Source organism: Paenibacillus silvae (assembly GCF_014639235.1).
Lineage (GTDB): Bacteria > Bacillota > Bacilli > Paenibacillales > Paenibacillaceae > Paenibacillus > Paenibacillus silvae.
Genome location: NZ_BMFU01000002.1, coordinates 292,068 through 306,110, shown reverse-complemented (window position 1 = coordinate 306,110; position 14,043 = coordinate 292,068). Strand labels below are relative to the sequence as shown.

Genomic DNA, 14,043 nt, shown 5'->3' with positions numbered 1-14,043 from the left:
ATGGGCTATTTCACTTCTCCTTGGCTTTTTTTATAACAATTTGCCAGAACGGAAAGACAACAACTATAAACAGGTAAAGGAATGATTCGATGTTGGCTTCTACATTGATTGAATTAGTCGATTATAGACAATTTAATATTACAGATGATATGCGCGGGGTTCCTTTAACTGAAAGTGAATTGAATGAGCGGTTAGATAAAATTGCTAAAAGGAATGTAGTGACTACGGAAGTGGATATCATTGAAGACGGTGATTCCGTTGTGTTGGACATTAAAGGGGATCGAGACGAGTTAAACAGAAATAATCTGACGTTAACGATCGGGCTTGGCCTTTTTGATGTTGAGGTTGAGAAGCAGTTGATCGGGATGGAAAAGGGAGAAACAAGATCTTTGAAATGGAAAGAACAAGAAGATGTTGTGGTTGAAGTAAAGTCGGTGAAAAGGAGAAGCTTGGCAGAACTCACTGATAACATTATTTCATCCCTTAACATAGACGGTGTAAATACTGTTGAAGAGTATAAGAAATCACTATTGGAAGAAGACTTAAGGGAGAAAAGACTTATGGCGGTTACTCGAGATGCCATTGATTATGTACTGAACAATAGTAAATTTAATATTGCAGAACAGGACATATCCTATTTGTACGATTTGACCTTGAAGGCGTATAGGAACCTTGCAAACAAGGAGGAAATGACATTAGAAGAGATGGCCGAGAGATATTTCAGAAAATCGGAAGAAGAGTTAAAAACGAAGATAAGAGAAGACTTATATACCACAATAAAATATGTGCTTATCGCGTTCGACTATGACAAAGACAAGCCTCTCATTTCAATAATAAAAGAGGAATATGAGAAACAAGTAAAAGAAGATTCGAGAGTTCATGCCCAGACTCTGGAGGAAGCGAAAGAAAAGAATCCTTATGATTACTATATGTTAGCGATGTGCAGAGGATTGGTTCAAGTTCGAATCCATGAATTTTGTAAAGAGTTACTATAAGGAAGAACTTATAATTTGATTGGGAAGCGCTAGTTGTGCTTAAAGTGTTTGTTCATTATGATTCACCTATAAGCGAAAGGGATTTATGGTCAAACATAAATTCTTTTCGCTTTACTTGCAGTTAGTGCCGATAAGTTCCTTTATGTGTTAGGAAAGTCATTCGTGATTACGGGTGAGCTGGGTATTTAGCATAGGATATCATATGGATGAACTTTAATGAATTACAGCATGTTAGGGGGAATTTGGTTGGAGACAAATATAAAGGTACTCATAATAGATGATGAGCAAGTATGTTTGGATACGCTAAGAGCATCTCTCGAGATTTTCAATGATGTTAGTGTTGTCGGTGAAGCTACAAATGCATTGGAAGCCATAAGGTGTTTACAGAATCACAATGTGGATCTGGTATTTCTTGATATCAAAATGGGGGATACCCATGGTTTTGTACTTGCTGAACACATCCAATCCTTATACCCCGGAATGCTGTTAATTTTCTTAACCGGAAATGTAGAATTTGCATTAAGTGGATATGATTTTAGTCCAATCGATTTCCTCGTGAAGCCTGTTCATGTCATACGACTTGAAAAAGCGCTATCGAGGGTCAGGAATATAAAAGGCAACGAGAAGGTAAAGGCTATATCAAAAATTGGCATCCATGTAGATGGAGGGATGGAAATCATAACTGTGGATAACATCACGTTTATAGAAAAAGTAGGACGTAAAGTTCTCATTCATTTTGAAGATGGAAAGGTCATTCATTCAAGTGATTCTCTACAAAAATTAGAATCCATTTTTAGTGAATTTAATTTCTTTCGTTCCCACCAGTCGTTTCTAATTCCTTTAGACAAAATAGAAGGGATTTATATAGATGATTTCAAAAGATCGTATAATCTCAGACTAAAGAATGCCAAAGATGGCTTACCCTTAAGTAGAGATAAGCATATTGAATTGAAAAGGTATCTGACGAAAAAAGGAATTAAATTTCATTAGATGAAACCAAAGACCTTGCTGAGTGGAGGGGAGTGCGTTGGACGTGTCTATTTTTGTAGTAAACTTCTTCGCTGATTTTGCAGCAGTCTATGCCTCACTTCTTTTTGGATTTGTATGGATTAGAAGAACATATGCAAAGAAAATCATAATTAAATTGAGCTACGTAGCTTTGATTGTGAGCGTGTTTTGTTCCATCCTAAAATTCTATCACCATTACATTGATGAGTTTATTATATGCTTAGGTATTTTAGCTATATTTACGGCAAGTGTAGTATCTTTTAAAAAAACAGCGGTGCTCTCTTATCCAGTTACCATAAATGGTTTCCTGCTTGCGAGTGTGTTACTGATGTTCATAAGTGGTCTTGATCAAATTATTGTTCATTATAGTGGATTGATCACCATTCACCATAAACCGTATATCCGTCTAATCGTAGCATTACTCTATTTGAGTGTATCCATAAGTGTTACTCTAAAAAGACTATTCTTTTCATCTAAATACATGGAATGGAGCCCCTTGCCCCCAACAAAATATAAATCGAAATTTGGCTACTATCCGATCATAATGATGGTTGTCCTGCTACTTTTTATTGCGTGGTTAGTTATCCTCAATGAAAGATTAATTTTGTTTCCGCCATCGCTTCAAATTTGCCTTATATTGATTGCGTTCATTCTATTTTTAATTTTCCTTCTATTCATGAGTAGAATTTTCTCATTTACATCGGAACGGATTGAGTCTGAGACAAGCCAACAATATCAAAGTGATTTGTTAGGTTTCATGCAAATTATTCGTTCTCAGCGTCATGACTTCAATTTTCATTTGCAAGCAGTTTATGGGATGTTAGAAAACAATAAATATAAGGAATGTAAGGATTATATTTTAACGATGGTCCATGACGTAAGTGTTGTTAATGATGTTCTACCGCTAAGTGAACCCGCAGTCAGTGCGTTGCTCAGCACGTTTAATGAAATCGCCGTTATGAAAAACATTAAATTGGATATTATGATCCATTATAATTTAGAACAGATGCCCTGCTCCGTTTACGAAACGAATAAAATAATTGGGAATTTACTGCAGAACGCTATAGATGAAGTGGACCATTATGATGATGACTCGCGATGGATCGGCATCATGATATTAAAACGCAACAATAACAATGTCATTAAAGTTTCAAATAAATTAGACAGAGATATAGAAGAATTAAAAGGAATCTTTAATTCAGGATTTACTACCAAGGAGGCGCACGAGGGGATAGGGCTTTCAACAGTACAGCGAATTGTTAATAAATATAAAGGTACAATACATTTTGAACTTGAAGAAGATCTGATTCATTTCATTGTAAAGGTTCCATTTCGATTTTAATGATTTAATGTTTGTGCGTTGGACGCACCAATTTTGGATATTTAGTTAAATTGGTTCAAACAGTGTAGCACTATTGTGGTATCTAATTTCCAAAAAAACAAGTCGCTTTTCAAGCAGATCTAGAAGCTCCAGTGACTACGTTGAACAGGTAAAATAGTTTGGGATAAGGGGGAAGTTTAGATATAATTGAAAGGTCTTTCGCACAAAGATACGCCTTGTGACATACTTACTTAGTTTCTTTAGAAAGAACCGTTTATAATGGTAAATCACATTTATTCCTCCATCCCATAACATGCGATCCGGTGTTCTGGTGGGAAAATGTAAAGATAGACAGAAGAGCAGGAGGGCTTTTCATAGCCCCGTCAAGCAGACAATCAAAAAGCATTTTTACGAAGCGACCGCAAAGCTTTATTCTTCAGGTACCGGTGGCTTAAATTTTTTTTGCAATCGTTAGCTATTGTTGAAGTGAATGTATTTATAAATCACTGCATCAGTTTCCCCCGCAATAATTACCTTTCGATTAAAGTTATATTACCCAGGATTGTCTTCATAGAATTTAGCATCTAAACGGAAGGCGGTTGATACAGCTTATGTCGGATGATTTTGAATTCTCAAGAGGGTTTCGCTTCAGGTTTGCTTCGCCATTCATATCAATTTCAGCGAGGGAACTGGAGCAGTATGAAGTGATTTTGAGCGCATTGGCGGTCAGCATCCCGGCAGGATTTGCTAATCCGACGCCAGAGAATATTGCCAGTTTACAGAAGGAACTGCGCAGTATGCTGTTGCTGGTGAATCAATCCTCATTCAAGCCTAATGTGAAGGCAGAGCTTCAATCTGCATTAGAGCTTACTATTGCTTCATCGGAGGTTATCCCGGTTTCATTGTTCATGCTTGCTGTGAATCTACAAATTCTCCTAGATTATTTACTGGAAGTAACTCTGTTATTCAATATTAAGAAGCAGCTAAAGGATGATTTGGTTATTCAGATCCGATGCATCTCCATCTCTTTGAGCACCGCAATGAATCAAGTAACATCTGGATTAGTTGGACCACAAGGACCAGTAGGTCCTCAAGGTCCTCCAGGTAAGTCAGCACAGTTATTAACCAATATTGTGCAATTTGATCCGAGCAATGCTTCTGCATATGCCCAGGGACAAATGGTAACGTACAACAACAATGTATATGTAGCTAATGCAAACAACCCTGCCGGTGTGCCGGGAGCGTCTGTAAATTATACGCTAATCTTTTCTAGCTCCACAGGAGCAACTGGACCTACAGGAGCGACTGGTGCTACAGGTGCAGGGGTAGCAGGTGCAACCGGAGCAACTGGTGCCACGGGTGCAGGAGTGGCAGGTGCAACCGGAGCGACTGGTGCACAGGCTACAGTAGCAGGGATTATTCCGTTTGCCAGCACAAACGATGCAGCTACCGCAATAACTACTGATGATCAAGGAAACCCGGAAACGGTTATATTCTCTGGGTTTGGCCCTAACACCAACTATAATATTTTACTTGCACCGGGCGATTGGGCGAATGGAACGATTACATTTAATGACACAAATATTGAAAACAATTATGGAACATCATTTATCATGCCGTATGACGGAACGGTTCGGAGTATTTATGTCACAATTGGCAGCAAATATAGCGATACGATAAGTGCCGGTGCCACAATGACACCATTTGCATGTCTCGCGACGGCTACACCGAGCAGTGCAGTTAATGAAATTATCTATACCATTTTGCCGGGAACTTTTACGTATACTGAACCTTACATTGGTGATGGCATGGCGATTCCAAAGTATTCAATCAGACAAGGAGAATTAACGGGTTTGAATATTAGCATTCCCGCAGGCACATTAGTTGGTATTGTTATTGGCTGGCAAGGTGTAGGGGTAACGACACCACAATTCAGCCGGTTTGCAGTGTTTGGTGGCATTTATATGGACTAATGATGAATTCAGGTATAATTGCGGTCTATGTTTTATACCGGCTTATAATCAAACGTAGACCGTACTATATCCTTCAGACAGGACGGTAACGTGGCATGCTGAACGACGAAGTGTTAGAAGCAATTAATAAGGCAAAACGAATTCCAGTTCCAGTGGTGCCAGATAGTCACTTTTTTATGGATCTGGGGCTGGATTCCTTAGGTTTTGTTGCATTCTTACTTCAATTGGAGCGAAGATACACAATTACCTTCGACATTATGGAAATCGAGCAATGTGTACAGGTAGATCGCCTGCTTGAACTGATCCATTTCAAAGTGAAGGAGTGCAGTCACGATCATGATTAGAGCCATGTTATGTAATCCTCCAAAAAGGACTTCTTTGGCCATTATTGAAAATGATATGCCTGTTGACTACGACATGTTGGTACAGAAGACTGCAGCCATCCAAAGAGAATTGCTGATGTTTGATGCTGAACATGTAGCGGTCTTTCTTCCAAATAGTAGCGATTACATCGCAGCCCTATGCGCCGCTCTTATGTGTGGCAAAACTGTAGTTCCTGTGCATGCCACATTAACCTCGTTTGAAATTACTCATCTTCTACAACGAACGTCTACCCACGTCATAGTTACTTGCACTGCTCTTGGAACTGTACTTCAACACACAAACACCGCGAATGCCGAGTTACTGCAGGATGTGCATATCGTTTATGCAGATCAGTGTGTAATGGACAAACACAACAAGACTGAACTCATCACCGTGGAGGTAGGCAAGGATTACCCGATGATTCTCTCTAGTACCTCCGGATCAACAGGAGACTCCAAAATTGTTACACTTTCGGAAAACAATATTATCGCTTCCCTGACAGGTTTCATGGATAAGCTGCAGTTGAAGCGTTGTGATCAGGCAAGATTTATCGTGGCTACTCCTTTTACCAGTATCTATGGACTGATGGTGATCTCTCTTTGCCTGGTTCATGGCTTTCCAATCATTATTACGCCAGAGCCTTTCACATTAAATATGTTCTATCGGGTAGTGCAGGAGTATCAAGTAACCCATTATGAAGGTGGCACAGTATTGCTGCTGATGATGGAGCAAACCGCTCAACGCAGCATCCCGTATGACATCAGTTCCTTGAAGAAAGTTGGGTTCGGGGGAAGCAAAGTGTCACAAGAAACGATTCTTGTGCTTCGCAAGGCCTTTCCAACGATAACATTCGCTCAAGGCTACGGTATGACAGAAGCTTCTCCGTTAATCTCCAAGAATACAAGCGCAGCAATCGAGAAAACGGGTTCTGTAGGGACAGCCATTACTGGCGGGGAAATTGCTATAGATATCGCAGGGAGCATTACGAAAGCACCGTATACAGAAGGTGAAATTGTGGTCTCAGGCCCGAACGTCATGCTTGGTTATTATAACAATCCGGAGGCAACCTCCGAGATCATCCGAAACGGATATTTGTATACGGGAGATATGGGATACCTGGATGAGGATGGTTTTCTTTATATTTGCGGACGTAAAAAAAATATTATTATCGTTCGCGGACACAATGTATTTCCTGAAGAGATTGAGTCATGCCTATTAAACAGTCTCCTGGTGAAGGATTGTGTTGTTTATGGTCAAAGTGAGGATTTGGGAGATGAAATAATCTGCGCGGATATCATACCAGCACATTTTCAGGTACAGGTGGAGGACATTCAACGTTATTTAACTTCTCATTTGGCGAACTACAAGTCACCCCATAGAATACAATTTGTAGATCATATCAAGAAGGTGGCTTCTGGTAAAAACGAAAGGAAGAAATAAAATGGAGCGCTTGCTTTATTTTCAAGGACTGAATTGTTATTTGGGGTGTGTGGTGAATGGGGCCAGGCTACTGGGTGTGGCGTACGATAAGGCTATGGCATCCCTATGGTCGGAGACAGAATTCAAATATTTTCCGGTTAACGGCTTGTATCTCACGGAACGTATGATGACTGATTTGAATAAGCTCGGTATGCAGATTGAGCAGTTGCATTGTAACTCCGCCGAGGAAACGGCACGGCATCTGTCCACCTTCTCTGTGGGAGAATGGATGATCGTTGGGATGGATGCTTTTTATATTTCGGACAATCCCTTTTATAAGAAGCTCCATGGCACACATTATTTTCTGGCTGCTAAAGACCAAGGCAGCGCATTGAGGTATATGGACCCGACCTATAATACAGCCACATTGAACATCAGCTACGAGGAACTGGTTGCACATGCGTTTGACATTAGGCGTTTGTCTGTAGGCGAAGCCTCCAATCTGAACAGCAATATGTACCAGGAGATCCATGAGGTGATCCGCGTTCTTCAAGAGCAAACAATCACAACTCAAATCCGCGAATGCAAGGGGCAGAAACAAAAAGATGCAGAGCTTCTGGGCAAGTATGTCGAGGCTATGCTTAACAACAGATATTTATATGCTCATTATTTGCAAAGGATAGGCAAGCATGACAGGTATGACCTGTTTTATCAACCAGAATATTACTCTCGCTGGATTAGTCTTAGAAATGGTTTGTATAAACTGTCGCTAGCCCCGGATTACGAGACTGTAATTGAACAGGTCTGCACAATGTATGAGCAGCTTATTGACGATGAGCTACATTTGGCGCAGCAGATCCTGAATGACCATCCTTTATCATCTTCATGACAACAACCTAGAACATATATTATATTGGCCCTTTTCTCATGTCTTTTGAGAAAAGGTTTTTTTATGGTTGTCTGCAATTGTTAGATGTCGGGGGGACAAGATCATTGTATCATTGCAGATTAATTGATTACCTAAATAGATAATGATGGAGATCACTTGGCTAGATAAAAACATTTATGAAATAAGGCTTCGCTTAAATGAAATAGGTTCTTCCGACCAAAGGCACAGAACTCGTTTATTATTGGAAAGGTAAAGAAAACGGCACATATGATGATAGATTCTTTATCGGTGTCATTAAGCTGACGGGCAGGTTAGTTTGATGCTCATATTCAAGTAATTTGTGAACCATTGATACACGACATTTAGCGGCCAGGTTCAAAGTCTAGTAACGTTGGGTTTGGTCCAAAAAACGCCCTTACCTGACGATCAACGATTTACATAAGCAACTAATTATGAGGAGGAAACTAAAATGTATCTTTATTGCAGACTTTTTTGGTGCACTAAACCTACTTATATTCATCATTGATTATATAAGTGAATTATTATATGCTTATTTAATTAAATGAAGCTGACAAGACTAATCACAGGGGGTGTACATATGGAACAAACAATTCAGGAGATGGCTGAGGCGTATAAGTTATTAGCTGATAAAACACGTTTGACCATCATTGCGCTACTTCAGGAACAGGAACTTTGTGTATGTGATATCACAGACATTATTGGCATGTCACAACCAAACGCCAGTCAGCATCTTCGAAAACTAAAGGCAGCCGGTCTCCTTAATGAAAAGAAAAAAGGGCAGTGGGTGTACTACTCTCTTAATCCAGATGCAGAAGCATATGTTCAGTGTGTGTATCCGTATCTGCCATCCATGAAAGATAAAATAGCAGGATTGAATAACTGCTGTGGTCCTCAGGAGGAAGCATGACCATTATCGCGATATTAATCTTTTTGATTACACTGACTTTTGTGATTTGGCAACCTAAGGGACTTAATATTGGATGGTCCGCGTCAGCTGGAGCTGTCCTTGCGCTTCTTTTTGGTGTCGTCAGTCTATCTGATGTAGGTACGGTTACAGAAATCGTATGGAACGCCACGCTTGCTTTTGTAGCTATTATTTTAATTTCACTGATTTTAGATGAAATTGGATTCTTTGAATGGGCTGCACTACACATGGCAAGGCTCGCACGAGGTAATGGTAAGCTGATGTTCGTTTATGTTGTGCTGCTTGGCGCTGGTGTTGCAGCGTTCTTTGCAAATGACGGTGCCGCACTGATTTTAACGCCCATTGTGCTTGCTATGGTCCGAGCACTCAAATTTGATCCAAAGATGATTTTACCTTTTATCATCGCTAGCGGCTTCATTGCAGATACAACTTCACTTCCACTTGTCGTGAGTAACCTCGTCAATATCGTTTCTGCGGATTACTTTGGTATTGGCTTTGTGGAATATGCAAGTCGTATGATTATTCCAAATTTCTTTTCAATACTGGCAAGTCTTCTGGTCCTGTTCTTGTTCTTTAGAAAGAGTATTCCAAGGAACTACGAAGTCAGTCAGCTCAAAAAGCCAGCTGAAGCGATCAAGGACAAGAAACTGTTCAACATATCTTGGGTGATTTTAGCCGTGCTACTGGTGGCGTACTTGTTGAGCGAGTTCATTCAAGTTCCGGTTTCTGTTATCGCTGGGGTTATAGCCATCTTGTTTATCTTAGCTGCAAGGCAGAGTCACGCTATTCAAACCTGGAAGCTCATTAAAGGGGCCCCATGGGCAGTCGTGATTTTCTCCATTGGTATGTACGTCGTCGTTTATGGACTCCGAAATGTAGGATTGACGGATGAACTTGGTAAGGTCATTCAAGCTATTGCTGACCAGGGGCTCTACATCTCCACACTTGGTATGGGCTTTATAGCTGCAGTATTGTCTTCGGTTATGAACAATATGCCCACAGTGATGATTGATGCGCTTGCTATTGATGGAACCAGCACGCAAGGTGTCATTCGGGAATCGCAGATTTATGCCAATATTATCGGCAGTGACTTGGGTCCAAAAATCACACCGATTGGATCGCTCGCCACACTTTTGTGGCTACATGTACTGTCCCGCAAAGATGTAAAAATCACGTGGGGAAGTTATTTCAAAATTGGAATTGTACTCACCATCCCAACGCTCTTTATCACGTTAACAGGACTGTATTTGTGGTTACACTTGATTCATTCAACAAACATAAACGTTTGGTTAATGATTGCCGTAATCACAGTAGCATTGGTTGTTATCGCTATGATTATAAAAACGTTAATTAACTCAAAAATGGGCGAAGCGAAAGTACAAGTAAGCCAAGCCAAAGATAAAGGAGATCAATAATCATGAACAACAAACCACTTGTTTACTTTTTATGTACAGGAAACTCTTGCAGAAGCCAAATCGCCGATGGATTTTTAAAAGCACTTGGTAGTGACAAATATGAGGTGAGAAGTGCAGGATTAGAGGCGCATGGCTTAAATCCTCGTGCTGTTCAAACGATGAAAGAAGCTGGAATCGATATTTCGAATCATACATCAGATGTAATTGATCCTGAGATTTTAAAACAAGCAGACTACATCATCACACTTTGTGGTCATGCCAACGATAATTGTCCCGTTGTACGTAATGACAAAGCTGAAAGATGGCACTGGGGCTTCGATGATCCAGCCAAGGCGACAGGTACAGAGGAAGAAATCACAGCTACATTCGCTGAGGTCCGCGATTCCATTAAAGCTCGAATCGAGCAGTTCTTGAAAGAAGGTAAGTAAAATGGATCACGCCGAAAAGAAATACCATGCACTTATTGCTGAACAAATTTTTATGGGCGGAGCTGTCGACGTAGAGGCTATGGTTCTGAACGAAGGCATTGAAGTCGTGGTGGATCTTCGAGAAGAAGCAACAGAGTGTGCGTATCCAACAGATCATGTGAACTGGGTGAAGATTCCGCTTGATGACGATACGAAAGAACATGAAGCCGAGCTTTTTAAACAAGCCATTCATGAGGTTGTTGGAGCATATAATGCCGACAAGAAGGTTGCCTTTCATTGTGGTGGAGGCAAGGGTAGAACGGGAACTGTTGCAGCTGGCACTCTGTTAGAGCTAGGGGTAGCCAATACAGTAGAGGATGCTGAACTGAAGGCAAAAGGCATTAGAAGTATCATTAATATTAAACCGATTCAAAAGGAACTATTAAATAAAATATTTAATCGTTTATAACTGGAAACGATAGTTCAACAAACCTGACAGTTCAGCACCTTATTTTCACGTTCTGGACTGTCATTTTCTTTTTTTCTTTTTCAGGGGATGAAAATTATCGGGGGACAAGAACATGGTCCGATTGCCGATTAAGCATATATTTAATCTTCGTCTTGACCTTTGAATCATTTTTCTCAGTTTTTTATATAAATGAGCTTTTTAAGAAAAAAGGACTCGCAGAGTGGCGAATCCCTTTTTCTTAAGGAAAGCTTATTTTTCAAATAATTGAATAATGCTCACAACAAATTCATAGAGAAAATATAGTGAGAAACCGAGTAACATCATACCAGCGATAACAGATACCCATTGGATCATTCGACGACTCATCACTTTTCTGGTTACTGAAACAATGGATAAAAGGCCTAAATCATGAAGTAATATTCCGCTCATCACACCGCTTGCTGCTACAACAAAGCTGCCTGTATTGGAAGAAATATACGATTGTGACAAAACAGCACCAAATACAGAGATCCAAAACACCAAGTTACCAGGTGAGACTGCAACGAACAATCCATTTCGGTATGTACTAAAAAATGATTTTTGAGCCCTCTCGTTTGATGGCGTAATATCTTTATCCGCATTTTTAATTGAATCATAGCCCAAGTAGGCAAGAAACCCGGCACCTACAATCCATAATGGGATTTGGATATAAGGTAACGCAAGGACGGACGCAAAACCGAAGTACAATGCGAGTATAAGCATCAAGTCTATGGTCATGCCGCCCAGACCCACAGCCCATCCATGAACAAATCCATTTTTTAATCCTTGCTTCGTCATTTCTACTGTAATTGCTCCAACCGGCATTGCAATAGCAAGGCCAATTAAAAAGTATTTAAGATAAATTTCCATGACTATCCCTTTCGCTTCTAAATTATTCATTTAAAAATGTAATGTCAAATCTACATTAAAATTAATCATATATCAATATTAAATTCTAGAATGGATATTCTTAGTTCAGGTCTACAATACTGGGAGGGACTTTGTTATTCTCTCAGATAAGTATGTTCGGTAAATTCTAAAATCCATATTACATATCGTTCATACATTGTTTGCAATTGAATAATAATCTTTTGAACGCATGGCTCTATAGAGTCATGCTTTTTTTTATCATTTAACGGTATGCTGGTTACGATAAACTCATTTTACTCTGGAGCAGGACGTAAATGAACGCTATTTAGTTTGATTAGATGGAGGTATGACATATGAATGGGACCCTGCAAAAAAACAGAATATTGATCGTGGATGATGATGAAAGGGTCCGGAGGCTGCTTAAAATGTATCTGGAAAAAGAACAATTTATTATCGAAGAGGCCTCCCTTGGTGTGCAAGCTTTGAGCAAACTTCATAAAGGTTCTTATGCATTAATCATTCTTGATTGGATGCTTCCTGACATTATGGGTATTGAAATATGCAATTATCTGCGATTGAGCACAAGCATTCCTGTGATGTTTCTGACAGCAAAATCTGAAGAAAGTGACCGAATTGAGGCGTTTAAGGCTGGAGCAGATGACTTTGTGATGAAACCCTTCAGCCCCAGGGAAGTTGTGCTTCGGATCAAGTCGATGATGGCACGTTTTACCGGTTTTTACGGGCATGTTATACCCGATCATTCCGCCAGTGAGGTAATGATTTCATCCATTTTAATTAATCCCACTTCTAGAAAAGTTCTGGTCAAAGATGAAGAAATTCATATGACACCAAAAGAATTTGATTTGTTATACCATCTGGCAACTCATCCGGAGATCGCCTTCTCCAGACAGGATTTGTTAAGAATCGTCTGGAAGCTGGAGAAAAACGAAGAACTGGATTACCGAACAGTAGATACCCATGTCAAAAGATTACGGGACAAATTATCGGAGTATGTATCGAATCGTGAAGACCTCATTCAAACCCTATGGGGGTTCGGATATATTCTTCGTTTGCCCCATTAATAGTTCTCTATTCAAATACAGGAGGAGCATTATGTCCTATAAACAAATTAAATGGATGATTCTTTTCATTCCAACCATTACGGTGGCTATTTGGGAATATGTCAGACATCAATTTTTATTACCCTATATCTCGATGGATTTGGGCAATTGGTTAACACCGGTGTTGGTGTATCTTGTTACGATTACATTGTTAACCAAGCTATTCCGTATCCTTGAAAACATTCAGAAAGAATTGGAACGTGCACGCTCTGCCAAAGCTGCACTTGAAGCACGTGAAGAGCTGGCACGAGAACTTCATGACGGAATAGCTCAATCTCTGTTTTTGCTATCTGTTAAGGCAGATAAGCTTGAAATAGGAAGTAACGGGAATCAACAAGAACAAAACGTTCTGTCCATTCGTAAAACGATTCATGAGGTAAATCGTTATGTCAGACAAGCGATCACCAATCTTCGACTGGATCGTGACGAAAATCCTGTACACCGGACCTCACCATCACTTCTGAAGCAAGTTCATGCGATGTCTAAAGACATCCGTACACCAATCCATATTCACTGGGATCTAGAGGAGCATCATCAAGATGATAAAGAAAAAATAGAATTATCTGCTTGTATACGTGAGGCACTTATTAATATGGACAAATATGCGTCAGCTACTGAAGGCTCAATCACTGCAGTAGGGATGAGTCATAGCTGGAAAATTACTGTGTCGGATAACGGTCAAGGGTTTGAGGGAGATCCATTTGCCAAGAAAAACAAGTTCGGTTTACGAATTATGAAGGAGCGCTGTAATGAGATGGGTTGGATCATGAACATGTATCGTAAGGATGGAAGAACCATCGTCGAGATTCAAAAAGGGGGATTGATATGA

At 39.9% G+C, this 14,043-nt stretch carries 14 protein-coding genes; 13 read left to right on the top strand and 1 reads right to left on the bottom strand.

Annotated features, from left to right (window positions below; translation table 11 throughout):
* Positions 1-89 precede the first annotated feature (89 nt).
* From IEW26_RS07450 to IEW26_RS07400, 11 genes are all read left to right on the top strand, one after another.
* Positions 90-995: a trigger factor gene (locus IEW26_RS07450; RefSeq protein WP_229729721.1), complete on the top strand. Its 906-nt coding sequence runs from the start codon at positions 90-92 to the stop codon at positions 993-995.
* A gap of 246 nt (positions 996-1,241) precedes the next feature.
* Positions 1,242-1,985, top strand: coding sequence for a LytR/AlgR family response regulator transcription factor (locus tag IEW26_RS07445; protein WP_188591900.1), 744 nt, complete (start codon positions 1,242-1,244; stop codon positions 1,983-1,985).
* A 43-nt stretch (positions 1,986-2,028) separates the two neighbouring features.
* Entirely contained in the window at positions 2,029-3,345 is a 1,317-nt protein-coding gene (locus IEW26_RS07440) for a sensor histidine kinase (RefSeq protein ID WP_188591899.1), read from the top strand.
* Between the two features lie 590 nt (positions 3,346-3,935).
* Positions 3,936-5,297, top strand: a complete 1,362-nt coding sequence (locus IEW26_RS30570) for a collagen-like repeat preface domain-containing protein (RefSeq protein WP_188591898.1) — start codon at positions 3,936-3,938, stop codon at positions 5,295-5,297.
* Positions 5,298-5,392: 95 nt separating this feature from the next.
* Positions 5,393-5,641, top strand: coding sequence for an acyl carrier protein (locus tag IEW26_RS07430; RefSeq protein ID WP_188591897.1), 249 nt, complete (start codon positions 5,393-5,395; stop codon positions 5,639-5,641).
* On the top strand, positions 5,634-7,100 hold the full coding sequence (locus tag IEW26_RS07425; RefSeq protein WP_188591896.1) for a class I adenylate-forming enzyme family protein: 1,467 nt from the start codon (positions 5,634-5,636) through the stop codon (positions 7,098-7,100). The genes IEW26_RS07430 and IEW26_RS07425 overlap by 8 nt, the downstream gene beginning before the upstream one ends.
* Position 7,101: 1 nt before the next feature.
* Positions 7,102-7,968, top strand: a complete 867-nt coding sequence (locus IEW26_RS07420) for a hypothetical protein (RefSeq protein WP_188591895.1) — start codon at positions 7,102-7,104, stop codon at positions 7,966-7,968.
* A gap of 598 nt (positions 7,969-8,566) precedes the next feature.
* Entirely contained in the window at positions 8,567-8,896 is a 330-nt protein-coding gene (locus tag IEW26_RS07415; protein ID WP_188591894.1) for an ArsR/SmtB family transcription factor, read from the top strand.
* On the top strand, positions 8,893-10,329 hold the full coding sequence (locus tag IEW26_RS07410; RefSeq protein ID WP_188591893.1) for an arsenic transporter: 1,437 nt from the start codon (positions 8,893-8,895) through the stop codon (positions 10,327-10,329). Before IEW26_RS07415 ends, IEW26_RS07410 begins: the two co-directional genes overlap by 4 nt.
* Positions 10,330-10,331: 2 nt before the next feature.
* The gene (arsC, locus tag IEW26_RS07405; RefSeq protein WP_024634603.1) at positions 10,332-10,757 is read left to right on the top strand and encodes an arsenate reductase (thioredoxin); all 426 of its coding nucleotides are present in this window, start codon (positions 10,332-10,334) and stop codon (positions 10,755-10,757) included.
* A 1-nt stretch (position 10,758) separates the two neighbouring features.
* On the top strand, positions 10,759-11,205 hold the full coding sequence (locus IEW26_RS07400; RefSeq protein ID WP_188591892.1) for a protein-tyrosine phosphatase family protein: 447 nt from the start codon (positions 10,759-10,761) through the stop codon (positions 11,203-11,205).
* A 249-nt stretch (positions 11,206-11,454) separates the two neighbouring features.
* Here IEW26_RS07400 and IEW26_RS07395 read toward each other — a convergent pair whose 3' ends face one another.
* On the bottom strand, positions 11,455-12,093 hold the full coding sequence (locus tag IEW26_RS07395; protein WP_188592378.1) for a LysE family translocator: 639 nt from the start codon (positions 12,091-12,093) through the stop codon (positions 11,455-11,457).
* 353 nt (positions 12,094-12,446) lie between these two features.
* On the opposite strand from IEW26_RS07395, the gene IEW26_RS07390 reads away from it, so the two are divergent.
* Positions 12,447-13,175: a response regulator transcription factor gene (locus IEW26_RS07390; protein ID WP_188591891.1), complete on the top strand. Its 729-nt coding sequence runs from the start codon at positions 12,447-12,449 to the stop codon at positions 13,173-13,175.
* Positions 13,176-13,206: 31 nt separating this feature from the next.
* The gene (locus IEW26_RS07385) at positions 13,207-14,043 is read left to right on the top strand and encodes a sensor histidine kinase (RefSeq protein ID WP_188591890.1); all 837 of its coding nucleotides are present in this window, start codon (positions 13,207-13,209) and stop codon (positions 14,041-14,043) included.